27 protein-coding genes and 1 tRNA gene are annotated in these 26,277 nt (G+C 73.0%); 12 read left to right on the top strand and 16 right to left on the bottom strand.

The genetic code is table 11. The features are described 5' to 3' along the window. Positions 1-8: 8 nt before the first annotated feature. From OG309_RS21990 to OG309_RS21980, 3 genes are read left to right on the top strand one after another with little or no spacing between them, the layout of a single operon-like run. Positions 9-1,274, top strand: a complete 1,266-nt coding sequence (locus OG309_RS21990) for an amidohydrolase family protein (RefSeq protein ID WP_329423163.1) — start codon at positions 9-11, stop codon at positions 1,272-1,274. 17 nt (positions 1,275-1,291) lie between these two features. Next, the gene (locus OG309_RS21985; protein WP_329423162.1) at positions 1,292-1,948 is read left to right on the top strand and encodes an NAD(P)H-binding protein; all 657 of its coding nucleotides are present in this window, start codon (positions 1,292-1,294) and stop codon (positions 1,946-1,948) included. 52 nt (positions 1,949-2,000) lie between these two features. Then, positions 2,001-2,990, top strand: coding sequence for a DUF6236 family protein (locus OG309_RS21980; RefSeq protein WP_329423161.1), 990 nt, complete (start codon positions 2,001-2,003; stop codon positions 2,988-2,990). A gap of 73 nt (positions 2,991-3,063) precedes the next feature. Here the strand turns inward: OG309_RS21980 and OG309_RS21975 are convergent. Continuing rightward, positions 3,064-3,145 (bottom strand) — tRNA-Tyr (locus OG309_RS21975). A 172-nt stretch (positions 3,146-3,317) separates the two neighbouring features. Here OG309_RS21975 and OG309_RS21970 point away from each other — a divergent pair. The 3 genes from OG309_RS21970 (at position 3,318) to OG309_RS21960 (ending at position 4,997) form a co-directional block, all read left to right on the top strand. Further along, the gene (locus tag OG309_RS21970; RefSeq protein ID WP_329423160.1) at positions 3,318-3,809 is read left to right on the top strand and encodes a YajQ family cyclic di-GMP-binding protein; all 492 of its coding nucleotides are present in this window, start codon (positions 3,318-3,320) and stop codon (positions 3,807-3,809) included. 64 nt (positions 3,810-3,873) lie between these two features. Continuing rightward, positions 3,874-4,377, top strand: coding sequence for a methylated-DNA--[protein]-cysteine S-methyltransferase (locus tag OG309_RS21965; protein ID WP_329423159.1), 504 nt, complete (start codon positions 3,874-3,876; stop codon positions 4,375-4,377). Further along, positions 4,374-4,997 carry an alpha-ketoglutarate-dependent dioxygenase AlkB family protein gene (locus OG309_RS21960; RefSeq protein ID WP_329423158.1) on the top strand — a complete coding sequence of 208 codons (624 nt, stop codon included), beginning with the start codon at positions 4,374-4,376 and terminating at the stop codon, positions 4,995-4,997. The genes OG309_RS21965 and OG309_RS21960 overlap by 4 nt, the downstream gene beginning before the upstream one ends. Before the next feature lie 7 nt (positions 4,998-5,004). Here the strand turns inward: OG309_RS21960 and OG309_RS21955 are convergent, their stop codons facing one another. Beyond that, positions 5,005-5,274, bottom strand: a complete 270-nt coding sequence (locus OG309_RS21955) for a GlsB/YeaQ/YmgE family stress response membrane protein (protein WP_329423157.1) — start codon at positions 5,272-5,274, stop codon at positions 5,005-5,007. A 57-nt stretch (positions 5,275-5,331) separates the two neighbouring features. On the opposite strand from OG309_RS21955, the gene OG309_RS21950 reads away from it, so the two are divergent. Continuing rightward, positions 5,332-6,561 (top strand): APC family permease, encoded by a 1,230-nt coding sequence (locus tag OG309_RS21950; RefSeq protein WP_329423156.1) that lies wholly within the window; start codon positions 5,332-5,334, stop codon positions 6,559-6,561. Here OG309_RS21950 and OG309_RS21945 read toward each other — a convergent pair. From OG309_RS21945 to OG309_RS21880, 14 genes are all read right to left on the bottom strand, one after another. After that, entirely contained in the window at positions 6,542-7,579 is a 1,038-nt protein-coding gene (locus tag OG309_RS21945; protein ID WP_329423155.1) for a hypothetical protein, read from the bottom strand. The genes OG309_RS21950 and OG309_RS21945 overlap by 20 nt on opposite strands. Continuing rightward, the gene (locus OG309_RS21940; RefSeq protein ID WP_329423154.1) at positions 7,579-7,980 is read right to left on the bottom strand and encodes a YccF domain-containing protein; all 402 of its coding nucleotides are present in this window, start codon (positions 7,978-7,980) and stop codon (positions 7,579-7,581) included. Before OG309_RS21940 ends, OG309_RS21945 begins: the two co-directional genes overlap by 1 nt. Further along, positions 7,977-8,840: a zinc metalloprotease HtpX gene (gene htpX / locus OG309_RS21935; RefSeq protein ID WP_329423153.1), complete on the bottom strand. Its 864-nt coding sequence runs from the start codon at positions 8,838-8,840 to the stop codon at positions 7,977-7,979. The genes OG309_RS21940 and htpX overlap by 4 nt, the downstream gene beginning before the upstream one ends. 145 nt (positions 8,841-8,985) lie before the next feature. Beyond that, positions 8,986-9,456 (bottom strand): large conductance mechanosensitive channel protein MscL, encoded by a 471-nt coding sequence (mscL, locus tag OG309_RS21930; RefSeq protein ID WP_329423152.1) that lies wholly within the window; start codon positions 9,454-9,456, stop codon positions 8,986-8,988. Between the two features lie 34 nt (positions 9,457-9,490). Further along, positions 9,491-11,014 (bottom strand): NADH-quinone oxidoreductase subunit N, encoded by a 1,524-nt coding sequence (locus OG309_RS21925; RefSeq protein ID WP_329423151.1) that lies wholly within the window; start codon positions 11,012-11,014, stop codon positions 9,491-9,493. After that, a complete protein-coding gene (locus tag OG309_RS21920; protein ID WP_329428478.1) occupies positions 11,014-12,567 on the bottom strand; it encodes a complex I subunit 4 family protein in 1,554 nt (517 codons plus the stop codon). Before OG309_RS21920 ends, OG309_RS21925 begins: the two co-directional genes overlap by 1 nt. A 27-nt stretch (positions 12,568-12,594) precedes the next feature. Continuing rightward, positions 12,595-14,568, bottom strand: a complete 1,974-nt coding sequence (locus OG309_RS21915; protein WP_329423150.1) for an NADH-quinone oxidoreductase subunit 5 family protein — start codon at positions 14,566-14,568, stop codon at positions 12,595-12,597. Continuing rightward, complete coding sequence (gene nuoK / locus OG309_RS21910) at positions 14,565-14,906, bottom strand: NADH-quinone oxidoreductase subunit NuoK (RefSeq protein ID WP_329423149.1); 342 nt, start codon at positions 14,904-14,906, stop codon at positions 14,565-14,567. Before nuoK ends, OG309_RS21915 begins: the two co-directional genes overlap by 4 nt. Further along, positions 14,906-15,478 (bottom strand): NADH-quinone oxidoreductase subunit J family protein, encoded by a 573-nt coding sequence (locus OG309_RS21905; protein ID WP_329423148.1) that lies wholly within the window; start codon positions 15,476-15,478, stop codon positions 14,906-14,908. Before OG309_RS21905 ends, nuoK begins: the two co-directional genes overlap by 1 nt. Next, complete coding sequence (locus OG309_RS21900; RefSeq protein ID WP_329423147.1) at positions 15,475-16,035, bottom strand: NuoI/complex I 23 kDa subunit family protein; 561 nt, start codon at positions 16,033-16,035, stop codon at positions 15,475-15,477. The genes OG309_RS21905 and OG309_RS21900 overlap by 4 nt, the downstream gene beginning before the upstream one ends. Before the next feature lie 2 nt (positions 16,036-16,037). Continuing rightward, complete coding sequence (locus OG309_RS21895) at positions 16,038-17,006, bottom strand: complex I subunit 1/NuoH family protein (protein WP_329423146.1); 969 nt, start codon at positions 17,004-17,006, stop codon at positions 16,038-16,040. Beyond that, complete coding sequence (locus OG309_RS21890; RefSeq protein ID WP_329423145.1) at positions 17,003-18,451, bottom strand: NADH-quinone oxidoreductase subunit C; 1,449 nt, start codon at positions 18,449-18,451, stop codon at positions 17,003-17,005. Before OG309_RS21890 ends, OG309_RS21895 begins: the two co-directional genes overlap by 4 nt. Beyond that, positions 18,448-19,020, bottom strand: coding sequence for an NADH-quinone oxidoreductase subunit B (locus tag OG309_RS21885; RefSeq protein WP_329423144.1), 573 nt, complete (start codon positions 19,018-19,020; stop codon positions 18,448-18,450). Before OG309_RS21885 ends, OG309_RS21890 begins: the two co-directional genes overlap by 4 nt. Then, positions 19,011-19,433 (bottom strand): NADH-quinone oxidoreductase subunit A, encoded by a 423-nt coding sequence (locus OG309_RS21880; RefSeq protein WP_329423143.1) that lies wholly within the window; start codon positions 19,431-19,433, stop codon positions 19,011-19,013. The genes OG309_RS21885 and OG309_RS21880 overlap by 10 nt, the downstream gene beginning before the upstream one ends. Positions 19,434-19,590: 157 nt before the next feature. Between OG309_RS21880 and OG309_RS21875 the strand changes: the two genes are divergently transcribed. From OG309_RS21875 to OG309_RS21855, 5 genes are all read left to right on the top strand, one after another. Next, positions 19,591-20,775: a sensor histidine kinase gene (locus tag OG309_RS21875; RefSeq protein WP_329423142.1), complete on the top strand. Its 1,185-nt coding sequence runs from the start codon at positions 19,591-19,593 to the stop codon at positions 20,773-20,775. Positions 20,776-20,915: 140 nt separating this feature from the next. Further along, on the top strand, positions 20,916-22,202 hold the full coding sequence (locus OG309_RS21870) for a sensor histidine kinase (protein WP_329423141.1): 1,287 nt from the start codon (positions 20,916-20,918) through the stop codon (positions 22,200-22,202). Positions 22,203-22,357: 155 nt separating this feature from the next. Then, complete coding sequence (locus OG309_RS21865; protein WP_329428475.1) at positions 22,358-23,011, top strand: response regulator transcription factor; 654 nt, start codon at positions 22,358-22,360, stop codon at positions 23,009-23,011. A gap of 279 nt (positions 23,012-23,290) precedes the next feature. Then, a complete protein-coding gene (locus OG309_RS21860; RefSeq protein ID WP_329423140.1) occupies positions 23,291-25,228 on the top strand; it encodes a 2-oxoacid:acceptor oxidoreductase subunit alpha in 1,938 nt (645 codons plus the stop codon). Beyond that, positions 25,221-26,273, top strand: coding sequence for a 2-oxoacid:ferredoxin oxidoreductase subunit beta (locus tag OG309_RS21855; RefSeq protein WP_329423139.1), 1,053 nt, complete (start codon positions 25,221-25,223; stop codon positions 26,271-26,273). Before OG309_RS21860 ends, OG309_RS21855 begins: the two co-directional genes overlap by 8 nt. Positions 26,274-26,277: the final 4 nt, after the last annotated feature.

Genomic DNA, 26,277 nt, shown 5'->3' with positions numbered 1-26,277 from the left:
GAGCCCGATTGTCAGCCGACAGCAAGCAGCCCCAGCCGTCTCCCGAGGACCGGGCCGCGGCCACCGCCGACACCACGTCGCTGCTGCTCTGCAACGCGCGGCTGACCGACGGGCGCACCGTGGACGTGCGGCTCGGCGGCGGCCGGATCGAGGCCGTCGGCACGGCCGGCAGCCTCGTGGCGGTCGGCGCCCGGGTCGACCTCGCCGGCCATCTGCTGCTGCCCGCCCCCGTCGAGCCCCACGCGCACGCCGACACCGCCCTCACCGCGGACTCCCCCGGCCCCGTCTCGTACGCCCCGGAGGAGGTGCAGCGCCGGGCCACCGAGGCGGCGCTGTTCCAGCTCGGACACGGCGCCACGGCGCAGCGCGCCCAGGTGCGGATCGGGGACGTGCACGGTCTCGGGCCGCTGGAGGCCGTGCTCCAGGCCCGGCGCTCGCTGCGCGGCCTGGTCGACCTGACGGCCGTGGCGGTGCCCCGGCTGCTGACGGGTGTGGCCGGGGCCGACGGGCTCGCGATGCTGCGGGACGCGGTGAAGATGGGCGCCGGGGTGGTCGGCGGCTGCCCCGACCTGGATCCGGACCCGACGGGGTACGTGGAGGCGGTGCTGGAGGTGGCCGCGGAGCACGGCTGCCCGGTGGACCTGCACACGGACGGTGACGATCCGGCCCGGCTGGCCCGGCTCGCCGCGATGGCCGGCGGGCTGCGCCCCGGGGTGACGCTCGCGCCCTGCGCGGGGCTCGGCCGGCTCCCCTCGGACGCGGCCCGGCGGGCGGCGGACCAGCTGGCGGCGGCCGGGGTGACGGTGGTCGCGCTCCCGCAGGGCGGCTGCGGCGCGACCGAGCGGCGCGGCGCGGCCCCGGTGCGGCTGCTGCGGGCGGCCGGGGTGCGGGTCGCGGCGGGCAGCGGGGCGCTGCGGGACGTGAGCAACCCGGTGGGGCGCGGGGACCCGCTGGAGGCGGCCTTTCTGCTGGCGTCGCTGGCGGGACTGCCGGCGGGGGCGGCGTACGAGGCAGTGAGCACGGACGCGCGGGCGGCGCTGGGGCTCCCGGAGGTGCGGGTGGAGGCGGGTTTCCCCGCGGAGCTGTTGGCGGTGCGGGGCGAGCGCCTGGCGGGCGTGCTGTCCCTCGCGTACAGCCGGATCGTGGTGCACCGCGGCCGGGTGGTGGCCCGGACGAGCGCGGTGCGGGAGTACTGCGACTCGGCGGCGGCGTTGGACCTGCCGAGGCAGACACGCCCGGAGCGGCCCGATCCGGGGAGCAACGGGGCGCGCTGAGTCGTACGGTCGGGAGTATGCGCGTAGTCATCGCTGGTGGACACGGACAGATCGCCCTGCGGCTGGAGCGGCTGCTCGCCGCGGGCGGACACGAACCGGTGGGCGTCATCCGCCGCCCCGAGCAGGGCGGAGCCCTCCGGGAGGCGGGCGCCGAGCCGGCGCTCATGGACCTGGAATCGGCCTCCGTGGAGGAGGTCGCCGGGATCCTGCAGGGTGCGGACGCGGCCGTCTTCGCGGCGGGCGCGGGCTCGGGCAGCGGGGCGGACCGCAAGGACACGGTGGACCGCGCGGCGGCGGTCCTCTTCGCCGACGCGGCGGAACGCGCGGGCGTGCGCCGCTTCGTGGTGGTCTCGTCGATGGGCGCGGACGCCGGGCACCGGGGCGACGCGGTCTTCGACGCGTACCTGCGAGCGAAGGGCGCCGCGGACGACTCCGTACGCGCCCGCTCGGGGCTCGACTGGACGATCCTGCGCCCCGGCATGCTCACCGACGACGCGGGCACGGGCCTGGTCCGCCTGGAGGCCCGCACGGGCCGCGGGCCGATCCCCCGCGACGACGTGGCCGCGGTGCTGGCCGAGCTCCTGGAGACCCCGGCGACGTCGGGCCTGACCCTCGAACTGATCTCGGGCTCGGTGCCGGTCTCGGTGGCGGTGAAGGACATCGCCGGCAACTGAGTTCCGGCGGGCTTACGTTGGACCCTCCACATCGCGTCGGGGGGTCCCACATATGCGCGTCCTGCTCTACTACCCGCTCGTCTCGCCGCCGGTGGAGGTCATCCACCAGGCGCTCCTGTACTGGGACGGCATCGCGTCCGTCACGCCGCTCGACCGCGAGATCCGGCGGGCCGCGATCGGTCCGGAGCTGGCGGAGCTGCGGGAGCGCGGCCTCTACCACCCGATGGACCACCACCGGCTCTTCGACCGCGCGCTGCCCGACCGGGAGTTCACGGGCCGGGTCCGGACGGAGCTGCACCGGCTGGCGGCCCGTCAGGCGGCGGCTCCCGCGCCCTTCGACGCGTACATCAACTCCTCGAAGTGGTCGTGGTCCCTGGAGGAGCGGCTCGTCGACCTCGGACTCGGCACGCGGCTGCCGGGGCGCTGGTCCGTCGCCGTGACGGCCGAGACCGCGCAGACCGTCATCGGCGCGGCGGCGCGGCTCGCCGCCGCGGAGGCGAGCCGTGACACCACCGCGTACATCCCGTACACCGACCGTCCTGCCGCGCACCGGGCCGCGCGCGAGCTGTCCCCCGGCACCCTGGCCGGCGGTTACGAGGTGGACCTCGGCCGCGTCCTGCCCCTTCCCGCCCCCGGCACCCCGCTCTCGGCGGTCCTGGCCTTCCGCGAGCGCCACGAGGACGAGCGGCACCGGCTGCTGCGGGCCGTCCACCGGCTGCTGGGCGAGCTGCGCCGCGACTACGCCCACCCGGCCGAGGTCCTCGCCGAGCTGGAACGCGAACTCTCCGAGGCGGCCGCCGACTACCGGGCCGCCGGCAGCGCCCTCCGCATGGCCTGGCGCACCCGCCTGATCACCGTCGCCGTCGCCCTCGCGGGCGCGGCCACCGCCGCGACCACCCTCCCCGGCTGGGCCACCGTCACGGCGGCCACCGCGGGCTCCTACGCGATCAACGTGGCCACGGCCCCGATCCGCCCGCTGCGGACCCGCCGCGACGAGCACGATTTCGCCTATCTGCACCACGCCCGCGCGGAACTGGGCTGAGCCCGCTCCGGCACCCGGAGAGCAGAACGGCCCCCGATCGCGTTTCCGCAGATCGGGGGCCGTTCCTTCCATGTGGCGGCGCCAGGATTCGAACCTGGGTAGGCTAAGCCGACGGATTTACAGTCCGCTCCCATTGGCCACTCGGGCACACCGCCATGGGAATGTCGCTTCGGTTGGCCGCTTTTCGGCGGTGCTCCTTGGCAACGACGTAAACGATACCTGATCCCAGGGGGTGCTCCGCCACCCGATTGATCACGGGTTCGCGGCGGTCGGGGTGGCTACGCTTTGCGTTGTAACCGAACGCATCCGAGCAAGGAGCCTCACCTCATGGCCGACTCCAGTTTCGACATCGTCTCCAAGGTCGAGCGGCAGGAGGTCGACAACGCCCTCAACCAGGCCGCCAAGGAGATCCAGCAGCGCTACGACTTCAAGGGGACCAACGCCTCGATCGAGTGGTCGGGCGAGAAGATCCTCATGCAGGCGAACGGCGAGGAGCGGGTCAACGCGATCCTCGACATCTTCCAGACCAAGCTGATCAAGCGCGGCATCTCGCTGAAGTCCCTGGACGTGGCGGGCGAGCCCCAGCTGTCGGGCAAGGAGTACAAGCTCTTCGCCTCGATCACCGAGGGCATCTCCCAGGAGAACGCCAAGAAGGTCTCCAAGGTCATCCGCGACGAGGGCCCCAAGGGCGTCAAGGCGCAGGTGCAGGGCGAGGAGCTGCGGGTCAGCTCCAAGAACCGCGACGACCTGCAGGCCGTCATCGCGCTGCTCAAGGGCAAGGACTTCGACTTCGCGCTGCAGTTCGTGAACTACCGGTAGGTCCCGGATTTCGGCGTCCGAAAACCGCCAGCCCGAGGGGCGGCGGGGATCGCACACTGGAGACATGGACGACATCACCGTGTACGCGTACACCGACGGCCCCCTGGGCGAGATGCTCCTGGTCGGAGAGCTCGCCGAAGGGGGTCGTACCGCGTTGCGCTCACTGTCGCTGCCCGGACAGAAGGGGGGCGCGACGGTCGAGCGGGGGTGGGTCCACGACCCGGGGGCCTTCGCGGAGGCCGTACGTCAGCTCGCGGAGTACTTCGCGGGCGAGCGGGACTCCTTCGACCTGCTCTTCGCCGGGGGCGGTACCGACTTCCAGCGGCGGGTGTGGGCCGCGCTGGAGGAGATCCCGTACGGGACGACCGTGTCGTACGGGGACGTCGCCCGGCGGGTCGGGTCCTCCGGTGCCGCCGTGCGCGCCGTGGGCACCGCCATCGGGCGCAACCCGCTGCTCGTCGTGCGGCCCTGCCACCGGGTGATCGGGGCGGACGGGAGCCTGCGCGGCTACGCGGCCGGCCTGGAGCGCAAGGAGCGGCTGCTGGGGCTGGAGGGGGCTCTGGCGTGACCGAGGGCCTGTTCCCGCGCGAGCGGGCCGAACCCGCGCCGGGGGCGGTGCACGTGCCCGGGTGGCTGTCGTTCGCGCGCCAGCGTGAGCTGGTGGCCTCCTGCCGCGCGTTCGGGCGCGGGGCCGTCCCGTACCGGCGGACCGTGCTGCCCGGCGGCGGCGTGATGTCGGTGCGCTCGCTCTGCCTGGGGCGGCGCTGGGAGCCGTACCGGTACCTGGACGGCGTCGATGTCGCACTGCCGGACTGGCTGGCCGCACTGGGGCGGGAGGCGCTGGTCGAGGCGTACGGCGCGCACGGCGGGTTCGCGCCGGACACCGCGCTCGTGAACTTCTACGCGGACGGCGCGCGGATGGGCATGCACCAGGACAAGGAGGAGCGCTCCCCCGCTCCCGTGGTGTCGCTGAGCCTGGGCGACACCTGTGTGTTCCGGCTGGGGAACACCGAGGACCGCGGGCGGCCCTACACCGACGTGGAGCTGGCCTCCGGGGACCTGTTCGTCTTCGGCGGGCCGTCCAGGTTCGCGTACCACGGCGTGCCCCGGGTGCACGCGGGGACGGCCGACCCGGCGCTCGGGCTGGCCGGGCGGCTGAACATCACCCTGCGCGAGACCGGCCTCTGACGCCGGGTCAGCGCTCTCGCGAGTGGCCGAAGAGGACCCGGTAGGCGATCAGCAGCACCAGGGAGCCGCCGATGGCCGAGAGCCAGGTCGCCCCGTCGTAGAAGTCCGTGGTGATCGGGCGGTCCAGGAAGCGGGCCGACAGCCAGCCGCCGAGGAACGCGCCGACGATGCCGATCAGCGTGGTGCCGATCACGCCGCCCGGGTCGCGGCCGGGCAGCAGGATCTTGGCGATGACTCCGGCGAGGAGTCCGAGAACGATCCAACCGATGATGCTCATGCCAGACAGGACGCCCTGTCGGCACCGGCGGTTGCCGCGGTGACTAGGGTGCGGCCCATGACACAGGAACTGCGGCGCTCGCTCGGAGTGTTCGACGCCGTCGTCATCGGGCTCGGTTCGATGATCGGCGCCGGGATCTTCGCGGCGCTCGGCCCGGCGGCCCGCGCGGCCGGCACGGGGATCCTGCCGGCGCTGGCGGCGGCCGCCGTCGTCGCGTACTGCAACGCCATGGCGTCGGCCCGGCTCGCCGCCCTCCATCCGGCCTCCGGCGGCACCTACGTGTACGGGCGCGCGCGACTGGGCCCGTTCTGGGGGTACTTGGCGGGCTGGGCCTTCGTCGTCGGCAAGACGGCCTCCTGCGCGGCGATGGCGCTCACGGTGGGGAGCTACCTGTGGCCGGAGCAGGCGCACGCGGTGGCGGTCGCCGCCGTGGTCGCGCTGACCGCCGTGAACTACCGGGGCGCGCGGAAGTCGGCGCTCGTCACCCGGGTGATCGTGGCCCTCGTCCTGGCCGTGCTCGCCGCCGTCGTGGCGGTCTGCGCGGGAGCCGGCCAGGCGGACCGGCTCGGGCTCGACGGGGACGTGCCGACGGGCGGGGTGCTCCAGGCCGCCGGGCTGCTCTTCTTCGCCTTCGCCGGGTACGCGCGGATCGCGACGCTCGGCGAGGAGGTCCGCGACCCGGCCCGGACCATCCCGCGGGCCGTACCGATCGCCCTGGGCATCGCCCTCGGCGTCTACGCGGCCGTGGCCGTGGGCGTCCTCGCCGTCCTCGGCGCGCCCCGGCTGGCGGCCTCCGCGGCCCCGCTCGCCGACGCCGCGCGGGCGGCCGGCTCGGCGTGGCTGGTTCCCGCCGTCACCGTGGGCGCGGCCCTCGCGGCCCTCGGCTCGCTGCTCTCGCTGATCCTCGGCGTCTCCCGGACCACCCTCGCGATGGCCAGGGACGGCTACCTGCCGGCCCCGCTCGCGGCCGTCCACCCGCGCTTCGGGGTGCCGCACCACGCCGAGCTCGCGGTGGGCGCGGTGGTGGCCCTGGTGGCGGCGACGGCCGACGTGCGGGGCGCGATCGGCTTCTCGTCGTTCGGCGTCCTCGTCTACTACGGGATCGCCAACGCCGCCGCCTGGACGCTGGGCCCCCGCGAGCGCCCGCTCGCCGCGCTCGGGCTGCTCGGCTGCGGCGTGCTGGCCTTCGCGCTGCCCATGGGCGCCGTCCTGGCCGGGGTGGGCGTCCTGGCGGCGGGGACGGTCGCGTACGCCGTCGTGGGCGCCGTCAGGCGAACTCGACCGTGACGCCCGAGCAGGCCAGGCCGACGACGATCTCCTCGAAGGTGGGCGGGCGCTCGCGCGCGCGGGGGACGACGCCGAGACAGGTGCGGGCGACATGGGCGTCGTGCCAGACCAGGGTGGTGCCGGGCGCGAAGGGCGGGCGCAGTTGGTCGAGGTCGTCCGCGAGGTAGCCGCCGGGGCCCAGGAACGCCTCCCCCAGCGCGCACCAGAAGGAGTCCGCGTCGACGACGTGGGCGCCGTCCAGGTGGTACGTGTCGGCCGGCGGGTCCGGCGTCTCGGAGTGGCGCCTGGCCTGTTCCAGCCACGCGCCGCGGGTCCCGGAGGGGAAGCGGGCCCAGGTGCCGGGCTCCTCGGGACGCGCCCACCACCACAGCTCCCAGATGTCCGCCACGGCGGGCGGGCGCAGGTCGCGGCGGTCGACGAGCACGGTCACGTCGAGGAGGCCGCGTTCGTGGCCGGACGGCGCCCAGCCGGTGACCCGGCCGCCCCGGACGCCGGAGGCGGCCGTGCCCACGGAGGCGAGGCGCCGGTACGTCACGGGCGCCGGGAGCTCCCCCGTGCCGGACTCCACGGCCGCGCGGAGCGGACCGCGCGGCGTGCAGCCGAGGAACGTGACCTCGGTGTGGGTGGCGGTCTCGGGCTCCTGGGGGGAGACCCGTATGAGGTTGGCGCAGTCGACGGCGTCCCGGCGGCCCCGGTCCCGGTCACGGTCCCCGTCCCGCTCGCAAAGGGGCGGGGTGCGGGCCTCGACGGTGACGACGTCGCCGCGGATGCCGAGGACGCGGACGTCCCGCAGGCCGGACACGCCGTCCGCGGTGCGCACGTACAGCTCGCCCTGGGGCGCGCTGCCCTCGACGACGGCCTGGGTGACGGCCCGGGCGAGGGGGCCGCGCGGCTCGCAGCCGCGCAGCTCGTAGCGGGCGCGGGCGGGCGGCGCGGGCTCGGCGAACAGGCCGTCGACGTCGGCGCACAGGGCGAGGACGTCCGCGCCGGCCAGCAGCGCGTACTTCGCGTTCCGCACTAGCGGGCCGGGTAGCCGTAGCCGGCCTGGTCCGTGGGGACGATCTCCTTGCCCAGCGGCATCAGCGAGATCGGCACCATCTTGAAGTTCGCGATGCCGAGCGGGATGCCGATGATCGTGATGCACAGCGCGATGCCGGTGGTGATGTGGCCGAGGGCCAGCCACCAGCCGGCGAGGATCAGCCAGAGCACGTTGCCCACGCAGGAGGGCGCGCCCGCGTCGTGGCGGTCGACGACGGTGTGCCCGAAGGGCCACAGGGCGTAGAGGCCGATCCGGAACGCGGCGATGCCGAAGGGGATGCCGATGATCGTGATGCAGAGCAGGACGCCCGCCAGCATGTAGCCGAGGAACATCCAGAATCCGCAGAGGACCAGCCAGATGACGTTCAGGATTGTCTTCACGGGCGTCGACCTGCCATCTGTTCGAGCCGGGCGATGCGCTCGGCCATCGGCGGGTGGGTGGAGAACATCTTGGAGAGGCCCTGCCCCGGGCGGAACGGGTTCGCGATCATCATGTGGCTCGCGGTCTCGATCCTCGGCTCGGGGGGCAGCGGAAGCTGTTTGGTGCCCGCCTCCAGCTTGCGCAGGGCGCTGGCGAGGGCGAGCGGGTCGCCGGTGAGCTGGGCGCCGGAGGCGTCCGCCTCGTACTCCCGGGAGCGGGAGATGGCGAGCTGGATGACGGAGGCGGCGATGGGCCCCAGGATCATGATCAGCAGCATGCCGAGCAGGCCGGGGCCGTCGTCGTCGTTGGAGCGGCCGACCGGGATGAGCCAGGCGAAGTTCACGAGGAACATGATCACGGAGGCGAGTGCTCCGGCGACCGAGGAGATCAGGATGTCCCGGTTGTAGACGTGGCTGAGCTCGTGGCCGATGACCCCGCGCAGCTCGCGCTCGTCGAGGATCGCGAGGATGCCCTCGGTGCAGCAGACGGCCGCGTTGCGCGGGTTGCGGCCGGTGGCGAAGGCGTTCGGCGCCTGGGTGGGCGAGATGTAGAGCCGTGGCATCGGCTGTCGGGCCTGCGTGGAGAGCTCCCGGACCATCTTGTAGAGGGCCGGGGCCTCGAACTCGCTCACGGGACGGGCGCGCATGGCGCGGAGCGCCAGCTTGTCGCTGTTCCAGTACGCGTAAGCGTTGGTGCCGAGCGCCACGAAGAGCGCGACGATCAGGCCCGTACGCCCGAAGAAGCTGCCGATGACGATGATGAGGGCCGAGAGCCCTCCGAGGAGTACGGCGGTCCTCAGCCCGTTGTGCCGGCGGTGCACGGTACGCCCTCCAAGTGGTGCGGCAGGGGAACCCTTTGCTCTACAAGGGTCCACCGTCCAGTGGACCCTCCCCTCCTGGTCAACGCCAGGCGGGGAGCTCGGGTTCCCCGGGCCGCACGGGACGCCGTGTGGGCCGTACGGGTGACTAGCGGGGCGTGGGGACGCCGAAGGCCTCCAGGTGCGCCTTCTCCAGGGCGGTGGACAGCGGCTCGACCTCGCTGGTGCAGTGACCGCAGCGGGAGGCGATGGCCGGGATCTCGGTGAAGCAGCGGGGGCAGTCGCGCTTCTCGGACTTCGGGTCGGCCGCCTCCTCCTTGGCGAACTTCGTCTGGATCTTCGTCATGGGGACGACGATCAGGAAGTAGAGGACGGCCGCGGTGATCACGAACGCTATGGCGGCGGCGATGGCCAGACCGTACGGGAAGACGGTCTTGCCGACGGTGAACTGCGCCTCGCTGAAGTCGCCGACCGAGCCGGTGGCCAGGCCGATGAGCGGGGTGATGAAGGCCTTGCTGAAGCCGGTCACGACGGCCGTGAACGCCGAGCCGACAGCGAGGCCGATGGCCATCGTGACGACGTTCCCGCGAAGTATGAAGTCCTTGAAACCGTTCAGCACGGGGTACTGCTCCTTGGGTGTGTTCCGTGGGGGGTCAGAAGAGGCTGTTCGCCGCGAAGCGGAGGGCGATCTGCGGGTAGCCCGACAGGACGACGCCCGCGACGGCGGTCAGCGCGACCGCCAGGGTGACGGGGGTGGGGACCCCGGCGCGTGCCGTGCGCGGCTCGCCCTCGGCCACGGGCGCGGGCGCGTGCGCGGTCTCCGGGGTCCGGAAGAGCAGCGCCGTCCACCGCAGGTAGTAGTAGAGGGCGATCACGACGTTGACGCCCATGATCACGGCGAGCCAGCCGAGGCCGGCGTCGACGGCGGCCGAGAAGACGGTCACCTTGGCGAAGAGGCCGATGATACCCGGGGGCAGACCGGCCAGATTGAGCAGGAAGAACCCGAGCGCGAGGGCGGCCCCGGGGCGCTCGGCGTACAGGCCGCGGAAGTCGGAGATCCGCGCCTGGGGGTGCGTCCGGGCGACGAGCACGACGACGGCGAAGGCGCCCAGGTTCACGACGGCGTACATCAGGGCGTACGCGACGGTGGCGCCGACCTGGTCGTCGCTGGAGTACGCGGCGGCGGCGATCGGCACCAGGAGGTAGCCGGCCTGGGCGACGGAGGACCAGGCGAGCAGCCGTACCGCGCTCCACGCGCGCGTGGAGGCCTGGCGCAGGGCGGCCACGTTGCCGACGGTCATGGTGAGCGCGGCCAGCGCGGCGAGCGCCGGTCCCCACACGTCCGCGTACGAGGGGAAGGCGACGACGGTCACCAGGATGACGCCGGTGAAGCCGACGGCCTTGCCGACGACGGACAGGTAGGCGGCGACGGGCAGCGGGGCGCCGACGTAGGTGTCGGGCACCCAGAAGTGGAAGGGGACGGCGGCGGTCTTGAAGGCGAAGCCGACGAGGGTGAGGACCACGCCCGCCTGGGCGAGGGTCTGCAGCTGGCCCGGGACCTCGCCGAGCCGCTGGGCGACCTCGGTGAGGTGGAGGGTGCCGGTCGCCGCGTAGACGAAGCTGACGCCGAGCAGGGTCACGGCGGTCGCGGTGACCGAGGAGAGGAAGAACTTGAGCGCCGCCTCGCTGGACATGCGGTCGCCGCGGCGCATGCCGACCAGCGCGAACGCGGGCAGCGAGGCCACTTCGAGGGCGACGACGAGGGTCGCCAGGTCCCGGGCGGCGGGCAGCAGGGCGGCGCCGGCCGCGGAGGACAGCAGCAGGAACCAGTACTCCCCGGCGGGCAGCTTCTCGCGGGTGTCGGCGAGCGACAGCAGCGCGGTCACGAGCGCGCCGCCGAGCACCAGGAACTGGATGACCACGGTGAAGTCGTCGGCGGTGTAGCTGCACGCCCGCAGGGTGGTGTCCGGCGTGAGGCAGAAGGTCGAGCGGTCGCCGGCGCGCAGCGGGACGAGCAGCGCGAGGGCGGCGACGAGGCCGCCGACCGCGGTCCAGCCGAGCAGTTGCCTGCGGGCGGCGGGGACGAAGAGGTCGGCGACGAGCACGCCGACGGCGACCACCGCGGTGAGGGTGGGCGGCGCGATCGTGAGCCAGTCGACGGACTGGACGAGGGACATCACGACTTTCCTCCGGCGAGCAGGCGCTGGACGGCCGGGTCGGTGAGGCCGAGGAGGACCGCGGGCCACAGTCCGGCGAGGACGGTGAGGGCGACGAGCGGGCTCCAGGCCGCGACCTCGTACCCCTGGACGTCGGCGATGGCGGCCTCGCCGGCCGGGCGGGGGCCGCCCATGCAGACGCGGCGGACGACGAGGAGCAGGTAGGCGGCGGTGAGGAGGGTGCCGAGGCCGCCGATCGCCATGAAGGTGAGGAAGGCGGGCCGGCTGAGCCCCTCGGCCGGTTCGAAGGCGCCGAACAGGGCGAGCATCTCGCCCCAGAACCCGGCGAGTCCCGGCAGGCCGAGGGAGGCGACGGCGGCGAAGGCGAGGAGGGCGCCGAGGCGGGGGGCGCGTCCGTAGAGGGCGGCGCCGGTGGCCCCGGCGAGGGTGTCGAGGTCGGCGGTGCCGTAGCGGTCCTTGACGGCGCCGACCAGGAAGAAGAGCAGGCCGGTGATGAGGCCGTGGGCGATGTTGGCGAAGAGGGCGCCGTTGACCCCGGTGGGGGTCATGGTGGCGATGCCGAGCAGGACGAAGCCCATGTGGCCGACGGAGGAGTAGGCGATCAGGCGCTTGAGGTCGCCCTTGCTGCCGGGCCGGACGAGGGCGAGGCAGGCGAGCGACCCGTAGATGATCCCGGCGACGGCGAAGGCGGCGAGGTACGGGGCGAAGGTGCGCATGCCGTCGGGGGCGATCGGGAGCACGATGCGGACGAACCCGTAGGTGCCCATCTTCAGCAGGACGCCGGCGAGGAGCACCGAGCCGACCGTCGGGGCGGCGGTGTGGGCGTCCGGGAGCCAGCTGTGCAGCGGCCACATCGGGGTCTTCACCGCGAGCCCGAGACCGATCGCGAGAACCGCGACGACCTGCACGGACGTGGTCAGGCCCCGGCCGTTGTCAGTGGCCAGTGCCACCATGTCGAACGTGCCCGCCTGCACGCCGATGAGGAGGAGACCCAGCAGCATCACGACCGAGCCGAGCAGCGTGTAGAGGATGAACTTCCAGGAGGCGGCCCGCCTCCCCTCGCCGCCCCAGCGGGCGATGAGGAAGTACATCGGGATGAGGACCATCTCGAAGGCCAGGAAGAACAGGACCAGGTCGAGGACGGCGAAGGTCGCGAGCGTGCCGGACTCGAGGACGAGCAGCAGCGCGACGAATGCCTTGGGTGACGGGCCCGCAGGCATCTTGAAGTAGCTGTACAGCGCGCAGAGGAAGGTCAGCAGCGCGGTCAGGAGCAGGAGGGGGAGCGAGATGCCGTCGACACCGAGGTGGATGCGCACGCCGAGCGCGGGGATCCAGCTGACGTCCGTCGTGGCCTGCATCTTCGACGGGTGGGCGTGGTCGAAGCCGAGTGCGAGGACGATCGCGGCCAGCAGGATCACGCCGGTGACGGTGACGCCGTGCCGGAGCACGGCCTGGTCGGGCGACTTCCCCTTCAGCCCGGGAGGGGCCGGCAGGAGGGCGGCGGCGGCGCCGACCAGCGGGCCGGCGACGACCAACGCGAGAAGGAACTGCATCACGGATTCGCTGATATCGATCACGGCTCACGCTCCGGCGACGTTGGCGAGGACGACGGCGACGATCGCCAGGACGACGGAGCCGGCGAGCAGGGCGCTGAGGTAGCTCTGCACGTTGCCGGTCTGGGCGCGGCGGACGAGCCAGCCGAGGCCCTTGGCGCTGTCGGCCGCACCGCGCACGTAGGTGTCGACGACCTCGCGGTCCAGGAAGCGGACCAGGGAGGCGGCGGCGAGCACGGGGCGGACGAAGGCGGCCCGGTAGACGGCGTCCAGGTGGAAGCCGTCGGCGGCCGGGCGGTGCAGCGGCCCGAGCAGGGCGCGGCCGGGGTCGGCCGGGTCCCGCGCGGGGTGCGGCAGGTCCAGCGCCTCCGCCTCGACCGCGCCGCCCTCGGCGTCGGGGTGCGCGACGGTGGTCCCGGCCGGGACCGCGCGCTGGGGGGCGAGCGCCCGCCAGACGGCGTACAGGACGGCCGCGCCGACGACGGCGAGGCCGGTGCCGAGGACGGCCGTGGTGACGGTCGGGGTCAGCGGGTGCCCGTCGAACCAGTCGTCGAGGTAGCCGGCGGTGAGCCCGAAGCCGAGGGAGGGGATCGCGAGCACCCACAGGACGGTGGTCATGGCGAGCGGCTGGCGTCCGTGGTCCGGGGCCTCGGCGCCGCGGCCGCGGAAGGCGAGCAGCCACAGGCGCATCGCGTACGCGGCGGTGAGCAGCGCCGTCAGCAGTCCGGCGACGAAGACGATCCAGCCGGCCGTGGCGGGGGCGACGGTCATCTCCCCGGTGGCGGTGTGCTCGGCGGCGACCAGGACGGCTTCCTTGGAGAAGAAGCCGGCGAAGGGCGGGATGGCGGCGAGCGCGAGCAGGCCGACGGTCATCGTCCAGTAGGCGTCGGGGATGCGCTTGGTCAGCCCGCTCATCCGGGACATGGCGGAGAGCGAGTTGGTGCCGGCGGCGTGGATGACCGCGCCCGCGGCGAGGAACAGCAGCGCCTTGAATGCGCCGTGCGCCAGGAGGTGGAAGACGGCGGCCCCGCGGTCGCCGACGGCGAGGGCGCCGGACATGTAGCCGAGCTGGCCGATCGTCGAGTAGGCGAGGACCCGCTTGATGTCGTCCTGGGCGAGCGCGGCGAGCGCCGAGCCGACCATGGTGACCGCGGCCATCACGGCGAGCACGACGAGCGCGGCGGCCGACTCGGCGAAGACGGGCAGCAGCCGGGCCACGAAGTAGATGCCGGCGGCGACCATCGTCGCCGCGTGGATCAGCGCGGAGACCGGGGTGGGGCCGGCCATCGCGTCGGGCAGCCAGGTGTGCAGCGGGAACTGGGCCGACTTGCCGGCCACGCCCGCGAGGAGCAGCAGCGCGATCAGGGTGGGGTGGTCGAGGCCGCCGCTCGCGACGGCGCCGAGGACACCGGTGATGCGGAAGGTGCCCGCGTCGGTGGCCAGGGCGAAGAGACCGATCAGGAAGGGGACGTCGCCCAGCTTGGTGACGAGGAAGGCCTTCAGGGAGGCCGAGCGGGCCTCGGGGGTCTCCCAGTAGTGCCCGACCAGGAAGTACGAGCAGATGCCCATGATCTCCCAGCCGACCAGGAGCACCATCAGGTCGCCGGAGTAGACGACCAGCAGCATCGCGGAGGTGAAGAGGGAGACCAGCGCCGCGTACGAGGGGTAGCGCGGGTCGTGGCGGAGGTAGCCGGTCGAGTAGACCTGCACGCAGGTGGCGACGGTGCCGACCAGGACGGCGACGAGGGCGGCGAAGCCGTCGACGTACAGCGCCAGGTCGATCGGGACCGAGCCGCTGGGCGTCAGCTGGGTGGCGGCGTCGATCGCCTTCCCGCCGCCCTGCCGGGCGGCGACGGCGACCGCGAGGCCGGCTGCGACGAGCGTCGGCAGCACGGCGAGCGGGCGCACGAAGCCGGGGGCGGTGCGGCCCAGGAAGAGGCCGGCGACGGCGCCGAGGAAGGGGAGGAGGGGGACGAGGACGGCGAGGGTCGTGGTGGTCACGCGATGGCCTCGGCCTTCTCGTCCTCGGACGGCGTTTCCTTGGTGTCGCGGAGCCGGTCGACGTCCGAGGTGCCGCGGTTGCGGTAGACCATCAGGACGATCGCGAGACCGATGCCGATCTCCGCGGCGGCGATGGCGATGGTGAAGAGGGTGAGGGCCTGGCCGGCGTGCAGGGTGTCCCGGAGCCAGACGTCGAAGGCGACCAGGTTGAGGTTGACGGCGTTGAGCATGAGCTCGACGGACATCAGGACCAGGATCGCGTTGCGGCGGGCGAGCACGCCGTACAGGCCGATGGAGAAGAGGAGGGCGGCCAGGACCGCCGGATAGACGAGGTGCATCAGTCCCGCTCCCCCTCGCTGGTGCGCTTCGACAGGACGATCGCTCCGACCAGGGCCGCGAGCAGCAGCACCGAGAGCGCCTCGAAGGGCAGCACCCAGTGCCGGAAGAGGATCTCCCCGGTCACGGCGGTGGAGCCCTGGACGGTCCCGCCGGTCCCGCCGGGCCCGTCGAGCTCGATCCAGGTGGTGCGGAAGGCGTCCACGACCACCCAGACCAGGGCCGCCGCGGCGACGACGGCGACGGCCAGGGCGACCGGCCGGTTGCCCGAGTCGGAGTCCGGGGAGCGGCCGATGGGGGCCTTGGTGAGCATGAGCCCGAAGAGGAGGAGGACGACGACCGAGCCGACGTAGATCAGCACCTGGACCCAGGCGATGAACTCGGCGGTCAGCAGCAGGTACTCGACGGCGACGCCGCCGAGCGCCACGACCAGCCACAGGGCGGCGTGCACGAGCTGCCGGGTGGTGACCGTGACGAGGGCCGCGCCGACGGTGACGAGGCCGACGAGGACGAAGGCGATCTCGACGCCGGTGGGCGACAGGAAGCCGTGCGTGTTCTGGGCGGCGAGGATCACTGCTGCTCCCCCTCGGCCGCCTGGGCCGCCGCCTGGGCCGCCGCCTTCTCGGCCGCCTTGCGGGCCGCGGCGATCTCCTTGGGCTCCTCCGCGCGCGGGTCGAGCGCGGGCGGCTCCGGGACGGTCCACATCCACTCGCGCAGCTTGTCGCGCTCGTGCGTCAGCTCGTGGATGTCGGTCTCCGCGTACTCGAACTCGGGCGACCAGAACAGCGCGTCGAAGGGGCACACCTCGATGCAGATACCGCAGTACATGCAGAGGGAGAAGTCGATCGCGAAGCGGTCCAGGACGTTGCGGCTGCGCTCGCGGCCACCGGGGGCGGCGGGCGGCACCGTCTCCTTGTGGGAGTCGATGTAGATGCACCAGTCGGGGCACTCGCGCGCGCACAGCATGCAGACCGTGCAGTTCTCCTCGAACAGCCCGATGACCCCGCGGGTGCGGGGCGGCAGCTCGGGCTGGGCGTCCGGGTACTGCGCGGTGACGCTCTTGCGGGTCATCGTGCGGAGGGTGACGGCGAGGCCCTTGGCGAGGCCGGAGCCGGGGATCGGGGGAGCCATGGTTACTGGATCGCCACCTTCACGATGCCGGTCAGCGCGATCTGCGCGAGGGCGAGCGGTACGAGGGTCGTCCAGGCCAGCTTCTGGAGCTGGTCCTCGCGGAGCCGGGGGTACGAGACGCGCAGCCAGATCACGACGAAGGCCAGGACGGCGGTCTTGAGCAGGGTCCAGACCCAGCCGAGGCCGTCGGCGCCGAACGGGCCGTGCCAGCCGCCGAGGAAGAGGACGGTGGTCAGACCGCACAGGACGACGATGCCCGCGTACTCGGCGAGCAGGAACAGCGCGAAGCGGAGACCGGTGTACTCCGTGTACGCGCCGAAGATGATCTCCGAGTCCGCGACCGGCATGTCGAACGGCGGGCGCTGGAGCTCCGCGAGGCCCGCGGTGAAGAAGACGAGCGCGCCGACGATCTGCCAGGGCACCCACCACCACTCGAAGGCGTTCAGGATGCCGGGCAGGGAGACCGTGCCGGCCGCCATCGCGACGGACGCGGCGGCGAGCAGCATCGGCAGCTCGTACGCGAGCAGCTGGGCGGCGGTACGGAGACCGCCGAGCAACGAGAACTTGTTGGCCGAGGCCCAGCCCGCCATGAGGCTGCCGAGCACGCCGACGCCCATCACCGCGAGCACGAAGAAGATGCCCGCGTCGACGACCTGGCCGACGGCGCCCCCGCTCGGCCCGATGGGGATCGCGACGAGCACGAGCAGGTACGGCAGGAGCGCGACGGCCGGCGCGAGCTGGAAGACCCGCCGGTCGGCCGCGGCCGGGACGACGTCCTCCTTCTGCGCGAACTTCACCCCGTCCGCGACGAGCTGCGCCCAGCCGTGGAAGCCGCCCGCGTACATGGGGCCGAGGCGGCCCTGCATGTGGGCCATGACCTTGTGCTCCGTCTGCCCGACGACGAGCGGCAGCACGAGGAAGACCGCGAAGACGATGAGCAGGCGGAGGGCGACGTCGAGTACGTCGTTCACGCGGGATCGCCTCCGGCGGGGGTGTCGTGGGGATCGGCGGGCGGCTCGTCCGGAGCCTGCGCCTTCGGAGCCTGCGCCTTCGGAGCCTGCGCCTTCGGAGCCTGCTCGTCGGCGGCCTCGTCCTTCGGAGCCTGGTCCGTCGGAGCCTGGTCCGTCGGAGCCTCGTCCTTCGGAGCCTGGTCCTTCGGAGCCGGCTCGCTCGGAGCCTCGTCCTTCGGGCCCGGGTCCTCGTCGGCCCCGGGCTTCTCGTCGAACGCCGGGCGGGCGTGGTGCCACGGGGCGTCCGCGCTGCGGGTGCGGGGCGCGGGCTTCTCCTGCGCCTCGGGCGCCGCCGGGGCGGCGGGCGCCTCGGCGGGTGCCGGAGGCTGCGCGCGCTGGCTCGCCGAGCCCGCGCTCGCGCTGCGGGAGCGGCGGACCGGGGCGGACGGGTCCGCCTGGCCCGCCTGGCTCGCCTGGCTCGCCGAACCCTCCGACGCCGACCGGGACCGCCGTACCGGAGCCGACGGATCCACCTGGCCCGCCTGGCTCGCCTGGCTCGCCGAACCCTCCGACGCCGACCGGGACCGCCGTACCGGAGCCGACGGATCCACCTGGCCCGCCTGGCTCGCCTGGCTCGCCGAACCCTCCGACGCCGACCGGGACCGCCGTACCGGAGCCGACGGATCCACCTGGCCCGCCTGGCTCGCCTGGCCCTCCTGGCCCGCCTGGCTCGCCGAGCCCTCCGAGACCGAGCGGGACCGGCGGACCGGGGCCGACGGGTCCGGCTGGGTCGCCGAGCCCTCGGCCGCCGTCCGGGTGCGGCGGACCGGGCGGTCGCCGGCGGCCGCGCGGGCCGGGCGGGCCGGGGCCGCGGGGAGCTGGCCCTTCAGGGGGCCCCACTCGTTGGGGTCGGGGACGCCCGGCGGGAGCATCTGGCGCCGCTTGGGCGCGTTGGGGTCGTGCGACTCGCCCGGCTCCTTGGCGCCGGGCCAGGCCTTGGCCACCCGGGCGGCGAGGACGAAGTCCTTGCGGAGGGGGTGGCCCTCGAAGTTCTCCGGGAGGAGCAGGTGGACCAGGTGCGGGTGGTCCGTGAAGGTCACGCCGAACATCTCGTACGTCTCGCGCTCGTGCCAGCCCGCCCCCGCGTACACCGCCACGGCGGACGGCAGGGAGGGGGCCGCGTGCGGGACCGTCGTACGGAGCAGGAGGCGGCGGACGTGGCCGGTGCCGAGCGAGGCCACGTGCGCGCAGACGCGGAAGCCCGTGCCCGGCTCGTCGACCGCGCTGAGCCAGTCGAAGTAGGTGCAGCCCAGCTTGTCGCGGGCGATCTCCAGCGCGGCGATCCACGAGGCCGTCGGGACGTCGACGGTCAGCAGGTCGTAGGCCCGCTCCGCCGTCGCCTCCTCGCCGAAGAGCTCCGTGACGGCGTCCGGGAGGGTGTCGTAGGCGTTCCGGTCCTGCGTCATTCCGTCGCTCCCGGCTTCGGGGGCTGCACGAGGCCGCTCGTGAGCTGCCCGACGGAGGGCGCGCCGGCGCCGTAGCGCTCGCCGAGGCTCTCGCGCGCGATCTTCTCCTGCAGCTTGAGGATGCCCTGGAGGAGGGCTTCCGGGCGCGGCGGGCAGCCCGGTACGTAGACGTCGACCGGGATGATCTGGTCGACGCCCTTGGTGACCGAGTACGAGTCCCAGTACGGCCCGCCGCAGTTCGAGCAGGCGCCGAAGGAGATGACGTACTTGGGCTCCGGCATCTGCTCGTACAGGCGCTTCACCGCGGGCGCCATCTTGTCCGTGACCGTGCCGGAGACGATCATCAGGTCGGCCTGGCGCGGGCCCGGCGCGAAGGGGATCACACCGAGGCGGATGAAGTCGTGGCGGGCCATCGACGCGGCGATGAACTCGATCGCGCAACAGGCGAGGCCGAAGTTGAAGACCCACAGGCTGTAGCGGCGGCCCCAGTTCAGGACCACCTTCATCGGCTCGGGGGCCAGGCGGGCGAGCGGGCCCAGCGTGGGAGCCGGCAGGGGTGTTACGTCCATGCCAGGACGCCCTTCTTGTACGCGTAGAGCAGTCCCACGGCCAGGAAGCCGAGGAAGATGAACATCTCGACCAGCGTCGTCGCTCCGTACCCGGGCGCGGCGAAGACCGTGGCCCAGGGGAACAGGAAGATCGAGTCGACCGCGAAGATGACGTAGAGGAAGGCGTAGACGTAGTAGCGGACCTGGGTGTGGGCCCAGCCCTCGCCGACCGGGTCGACGCCGCACTCGTACGTCAGCAGCTTCTCGGGGGTCGGCACGACGGGCCGCAGCAGCCGGCCCGCGCCGAAGGCGACGGCGACGAAGAGCACGCCGACGACGGCCAGCAGCCCGACGACGGAGTACGTCTGAAAGTAGTCCGCCGCGACAACAACGGTCGGTTCCCGCACGTCCGCCCCTCGGTCTCGTTGTCTCATCCGGTTTGTTTTACGCACGCGAGTCTAGGCCCTGCTAAAGAGACCGTAAGCAGTCCGGGGCGGGGTCGTGGGGCGGCTCCGGGTGGGGTTATCCCCCCTCTCCTTCACCGACCTCCCCCATGGCGTGTCCGGGCCCCCTCTTGGGAGCCTTGTCCTCATGAGTGACCACACCGCCACCGACACCGACGCCGGCCCGCCTCCGCCGCCCGCGCGTCTCGCGTACGACCGGTACACCTGGAAGGAGGTCGCGCACCTCCTCGCCGATCTGCCCTGCGCTGTGGCCGGTTTCGTGTACGCCGTCGTGACGATCGCGCTCGGTGTGGGGCTCGCCGTGACCGTGATCGGCCTGCCGCTGCTCGCGCTCGGTCTCGCCGGGGCGCGCGGCATGGCGCGGTCGGAGCGGGCGCGGGCCCGGGCGCTGCTGGGCGTGCGGGTCGAGGAGCCGAGCCGGCTGCCGCGGCGGCAGGGCTTCTTCGGGTGGCTGTGGGCGCAGCTGAAGGACCCGGTGGCGTGGCGGAGCCAGCTGTACGGCTTCGTCCGGCTGCCGTGGGGCATCGTGACGTTCACGGTGACGCTGGTGTCGCTGTTCGTGCTGTGGCCGGTGCTGCCGTTCCTGGCCCGTGGGCTCGGCAACGTCGACCGGGCCATGGTCCGCGGGCTGCTGTCGCCCTCGGACGAGCTGGAGCGGCGGATCGCCGAGCTGGAGTCGGACCGGGGGGTCGTGGTGGACACCGCGGCCGCCGATCTGCGCCGCATCGAGCGCGACCTGCACGACGGCGCGCAGGCGCGTCTGGTGGCGCTCGCGATGGGGCTGGGGCTCGCGAAGGAGAAGCTGCTCGACGACCCGGACGCGGCGGCGGCGATGGTCGGCGAGGCGCACGGCGAGGTGAAGCTGGCGCTCCAGGAGCTGCGCGACCTGGCCCGGGGCATCCACCCGGCCGTCCTCACCGACCGCGGCCTCGACGCGGCCCTGTCCGCGATCGCCGCCCGCTGCACCGTCCCGGTCAAGGTGGGCGTCGACCTGTCGGCCCGGCCGGCCGAGGCGATCGAGGGCATCGCGTACTTCACGGTCTCCGAACTCCTCCAGAACGTCTCCAAGCACTCCCGGGCCCGTTCGGCCTCGGTGGAGGTGTGGCGGGCCGAGGACCGGCTGATGATCCAGGTCCGCGACGACGGCGTGGGCGGTGCGCGCCTGGACGGCGGCGGTACGGGCATGGCGGGGCTCGCGGAGCGGCTCGGCGCGGTCGACGGGCTCTTCGTCGTGGACTCGCCGGAGGGCGGCCCGACGGTGGTGACGGCGGAACTGCCGTGGCGTGACCGGGCGCCGGCGGGCGGCCGGTAGCCGGTCGACCTACCCGCCGGCGGCCGCCCGGTAGGGAAAACCCCCCTCTCCGGACGCCGACCCTCCTCATGGTCCCGACCCCTCCTTTCCCGGGAGGCTGGAAGCACCCACCGACCCCGCGTGAGAAACGGACCCTCCCGATGGCCTCCCCCCGTCTGCCCGCCGCCGTCCGCGCGCCGTTCGAAGGACGCACCTGGCGCGCGTTCGGCTACGTCCTGCTCGGCTTTCCGCTGAGCGTCGTCTACTTCTGCTTCGCCGTGGCCTTCTTCTCGGCCGGGGCCGGACTGCTCATCACCTTCCTGGGCATTCCGGTGCTGGCCGGCACGCTCGCGATGTGCCGGGGCTTCGGGGCCGTGGAGCGGGCGCGGGCGCGGGGGCTGCTGCGGCTGGACGTGGGAGCGCCGGAGCCGGTGCGCGGCCGGACCGGCGGGGCGCTGTCGTGGATGGGGGCGATGCTGAAGAGCGGGGCGTCCTGGCGACACCTGCTCTACGCGCTGCTGCACATGCCGTGGGCCGTCTTCTCCTTCGTCGTGTCGCTCGTGCTGTGGACCACGGGCTGGAGCCTGTTCACCTATCCGCTGTGGCAGTGGGTCTTCCCGATGTACGCGGGTCAGGCCGGGCTCCAGCTGTACGGGGACGACACGCACTCCTTCTACCTGGACTCGGGCTTCGAGATCGCCTTCACCTGCCTGGTGGGCCTGCTGTTCGTGATGGTCGGGCCGTGGGTCCTGCGGGGGCTGGTGGCGGTGGACCGGCTGATGGTGTCGGGGCTGCTCGGGCCGTCCCGGCTGGCCTCGCGGGTGTCGGAGCTGGAGTCGGACCGGGGCGTGATGGTGGACACGGCCGCCGCCGACCTGCGCCGCATCGAGCGGGACCTGCACGACGGGGCGCAGGCCCGGCTGGTGTCCCTGGCGATGGACCTGGGCCTGGCGAAGGAGAAGCTGGCGCACGATCCGCTGGCCGCGGCGGCGATGGTCGACGAGGCGCACGGCGAGGTGAAGCTGGCGCTCCAGGAGCTGCGCGACCTGGCCCGGGGCATCCACCCGGCCGTCCTCACCGACCGCGGCCTCGACGCCGCCCTGTCCGCGATCGCCGCCCGCTGCACCGTCCCGGTGACGGTGGAGGTCGAGCTGCCGGCCCGCCCGGCCGCGGCGATCGAGGGCATCGCGTACTTCACGGTCTCCGAACTCCTCCAGAACGTCTCCAAGCACTCCCGGGCCCGGCAGGCCTGGGTGGAGGTGTGGCGGACCGGGGACCGGCTGATGCTCCAGGTCCGCGACGACGGCGCGGGCGGCGCGGCGCCGGTGGAGGGGCGGGGCCTGGCGGGCCTCGCGGAGCGGCTGGACGCGGTCGACGGCGTCCTGGCGGTGGACTCCCCCGCGGGCGGCCCGACGACGGTCACGGCGGAGCTGCCCTGGCGGGCGTGACGTCCGCACCCCGCCCCTGCCGCTTCCCGCGACCCGGGTTGAACCCCCGCGCCCCCTCTCGCGTCCCTTCTGCTGCGATGCTTGCGATGCTGAGGAGCTCTCAGCTCAGGCAGAAAGGCAGGGCCGTGACGGACAAGGGCACGGAAGCGGTACGGGTGGTCATCGCCGAGGATTCGGTGCTGCTCCGTGAAGGTCTGACCCGGCTCCTCACCGACCTGGGGCACGAGGTCGTGGCCGGGGTGGGTGACGGCGAGGCGCTGGTGAAGACGGTGTCCGATCTGGCGGCCGAAGGGGCGCTGCCGGACGTGGTCGTGGCGGACGTGCGGATGCCGCCGACGCACACGGACGAGGGCGTACGGGCGGCGGTTCGGCTGCGCAAGGAGTACCCGGGGATCGGGGTGCTGGTGCTGTCGCAGTACGTGGAGGAGCAGTACGCCACGGAGCTGCTGGCCGGCTCCAGCGTGGGCGTCGGCTATCTGCTGAAGGACCGGGTCGCGGAGGTCCGCGAGTTCGTGGACGCGGTGGTGCGGGTGGCCCGGGGCGGCACGGCGCTGGATCCCGAGGTGGTGGCGCAGCTGCTGGGCCGGAGCCGCAAGCAGGACGTGCTGGCGGCGCTGACGCCCCGGGAACGCGAGGTGCTGGGGCTGATGGCGGAGGGTCGTACGAATTCGGCCATTGCCCGCCAGCTGGTGGTGAGCGACGGCGCGGTGGAGAAGCACATCAGCAACATCTTCATGAAGCTGGGCCTCTCGCCGAGTGACGGGGATCACCGCCGGGTACTCGCGGTGCTGACCTATCTCAACTCCTGATTACCTGACACCCTGTCAGATGTCGGCATACGCCACCGCGTGACCGACAATGGACGGAGCGTGACCCTCGGTGGACCCGAGGGCTCACGGAGCGCGACAATTGATGAGAAAAGGGCGTCCCAGGCGTCTCAAAACAGCGTCCACCATGCGAGAAGTGCCGGGAGGGACTCCCCCACGGACGTAGGGTGGGCCACGGGACGACCGGTCGGCCGGTCGTCCTCCGAGCCTTCTCCGCCCCTGCGGAGTAGAGAACCCCTGCCGCGAGGGAGGTCCAGTTCAGTGACCAGCCAGGTCAGTAGCGAGGCCGGTGAGGCCCTGGTCGGGGAGCAGCGCAGCGCCCCGGCGACGGCCGACCACGGACCCGCCAAGGAAGTCCGCCGGCTCGACCGGGTCATCATCCGCTTCGCGGGTGACTCGGGTGACGGCATGCAGCTCACGGGTGACCGGTTCACCTCGGAGACGGCGTCGTTCGGGAACGACCTCTCCACGCTGCCGAACTTCCCCGCGGAGATCCGGGCCCCCGCCGGCACCCTGCCGGGCGTCTCCTCGTTCCAGTTGCACTTCGCCGACCACGACATCCTGACCCCGGGCGACGCTCCGAACGTCCTGGTCGCGATGAACCCGGCCGCGCTGAAGGCCAACATCGGGGACGTGCCGCGCGGCGGCGAGATCATCGTCAACACGGACGAGTTCGCCAAGCGCGCGATGGCCAAGGTGGGGTACGCGACCTCCCCCCTGGAGGACGGCTCGCTCGACGCCTACCGGGTCCACCCGGTGCCGCTGACCACCCTGACGGTCGAGGCGCTGAAGGAGTTCGGCCTGTCCCGGAAGGAGGCCGAGCGCTCCAAGAACATGTTCGCGCTCGGGCTGCTCTCCTGGATGTACCACCGGCCCACCGAGGGCACCGAGACCTTCCTGCGCCAGAAGTTCGCGAAGAAGCCGCAGATCGCCGAAGCGAACGTGGCCGCGTTCCGGGCCGGCTGGAACTTCGGCGAGACCACCGAGGACTTCGCCGTCTCCTACGAGGTCGCCCCGGCGACCCGGGCCTTCCCCACCGGCACGTACCGCAACATCTCCGGGAACCTGGCCCTCTCGTACGGTCTGATCGCCGCCGCCCGTCAGGCGGACCTGCCGCTCTACCTCGGCTCGTACCCGATCACCCCGGCCTCGGACATCCTCCACGAGCTGTCCCGGCACAAGAACTTCGGCGTGCGCACCTTCCAGGCCGAGGACGAGATCGCCGGCATCGGCGCCGCGCTCGGCGCCGCCTTCGGCGGCTCGCTGGCCGTGACCACGACCTCCGGCCCCGGTGTGGCGCTCAAGTCCGAGACCATCGGCCTGGCCGTCTCGCTCGAACTGCCGCTGCTCATCGTCGACATCCAGCGCGGCGGCCCGTCCACCGGTCTGCCCACCAAGACCGAGCAGGCCGACCTCCTGCAGGCCATGTACGGGCGCAACGGCGAGGCCCCGGTGCCGATCGTCGCCCCGAAGACGCCCGCCGACTGCTTCGACGCGGCGGTCGACGCGGCCCGGATCGCGCTCGCCTACCGCACCCCGGTCTTCCTGCTCTCCGACGGCTACCTGGCCAACGGCTCCGAGCCCTGGCGCATCCCGGACGTCGCGGAACTCCCCGACCTGACCACGGCCTTCGCCACCGGCCCGAACCACACGCTGGCCGACGGCACCGAGGTCTTCTGGCCGTACAAGCGCGACCCGGAGACCCTCGCCCGGCCCTGGGCCGTGCCCGGCACCCCCGGTCTCGAACACCGCATCGGCGGCATCGAGAAGCAGGACGGCACCGGCAACATCAGCTACGACCCCGCCAACCACGAGTTCATGGTGCGCACCCGGCAGGCCAAGATCGACGGCATCGAGGTGCCGGACATCGAGGTCGACGACCCGGACGGCGCGAGCACCCTGGTCCTCGGCTGGGGCTCCACGTACGGCCCGATCACGGCGGCCGTGCGGCGGCTCCGGGTGGCCGGCCGCCCCATCGCGCAGGCCCACCTGCGCCACCTCAACCCCTTCCCGAAGAACCTCGGCGAGGTGCTCAAGCGCTACGAGAAGGTGGTGGTGCCCGAGATGAACCTGGGCCAGCTCGCCACCCTCGTCCGGGCCCGCTATCTCGTGGACGCCCGCAGCCACACCCAGGTCAACGGCATGCCGTTCAAGGCCGAGCAGCTCGCCGCCGCTCTCAAGGAGGTCATCGATGAGTGAGTCGCTGCTGCACCTGGTGCCCAAGACCGAGGCCGCCCAGTCGATGAAGGACTTCAAGTCCGACCAGGAGGTCCGCTGGTGCCCCGGCTGCGGCGACTACGCCGTGCTCGCCGCCGTCCAGGGCTTCATGCCGGAGCTCGGACTCGCGCGCGAGAACATCGTCTTCGTCTCCGGCATCGGCTGCTCGTCCCGCTTCCCGTACTACATGAACACGTACGGGATGCACTCGATCCACGGCCGCGCCCCGGCCATCGCGACCGGCCTCGCGACCTCGCGTCGCGACCTGTCGGTGTGGGTCGTCACGGGTGACGGCGACGCGCTGTCCATCGGCGGCAACCACCTGATCCACGCGCTGCGCCGCAACGTCAACCTGAAGATCCTGCTCTTCAACAACCGGATCTACGGTCTGACGAAGGGCCAGTACAGCCCCACCTCGGAGCTCGGCAAGATCACCAAGTCGACGCCGATGGGCTCCCTCGACGCGCCCTTCAACCCGGTGTCGCTGGCGATCGGCGCCGAGGCCAGTTTCGTGGCGCGCACGGTGGACTCCGACCGCAAGCACCTCACCGAGGTGCTGCGTCAGGCCGCCGACCACAACGGCACGGCCCTGGTGGAGATCTACCAGAACTGCAACATCTTCAACGACGGCGCCTTCGAGGTCCTGAAGGACAACGAGCAGGCCAAGGAGGCGGTGATCCGCCTGGAGCACGGGCAGCCGATCCGCTTCGGCGCCGCGCTCGACAAGGGCGTCGTCCGCGACCCGGCCACGGGCGACCTCCGGGTCGTGACCGTGACCCCGGAGAACGAGGAGCGGATCCTCGTCCACGACGCCCACTCCGCCTCCCCCACGACCGCCTTCGCCCTCTCCCGCCTCGCCGACCCCGACACCCTGCACCAGACGCCCATCGGGGTGTTCCGGTCCGTGGAGCGGCCGGTGTACGACACGCTGATGGCGGACCAGCTGGAGAAGGCCGTGGAGCAGCAGGGCAAGGGCGACCTGGGCCAGCTCCTCGCGGGCAACGACACGTGGACGGTCGTCGGCTGACGGA

The organism is Streptomyces sp. NBC_01268 (assembly GCF_036240795.1).
GTDB lineage: Bacteria > Actinomycetota > Actinomycetes > Streptomycetales > Streptomycetaceae > Streptomyces.
Note: the sequence above shows the minus strand (reverse complement) of the source record. Positions and strands in the feature narration are given on the sequence as shown.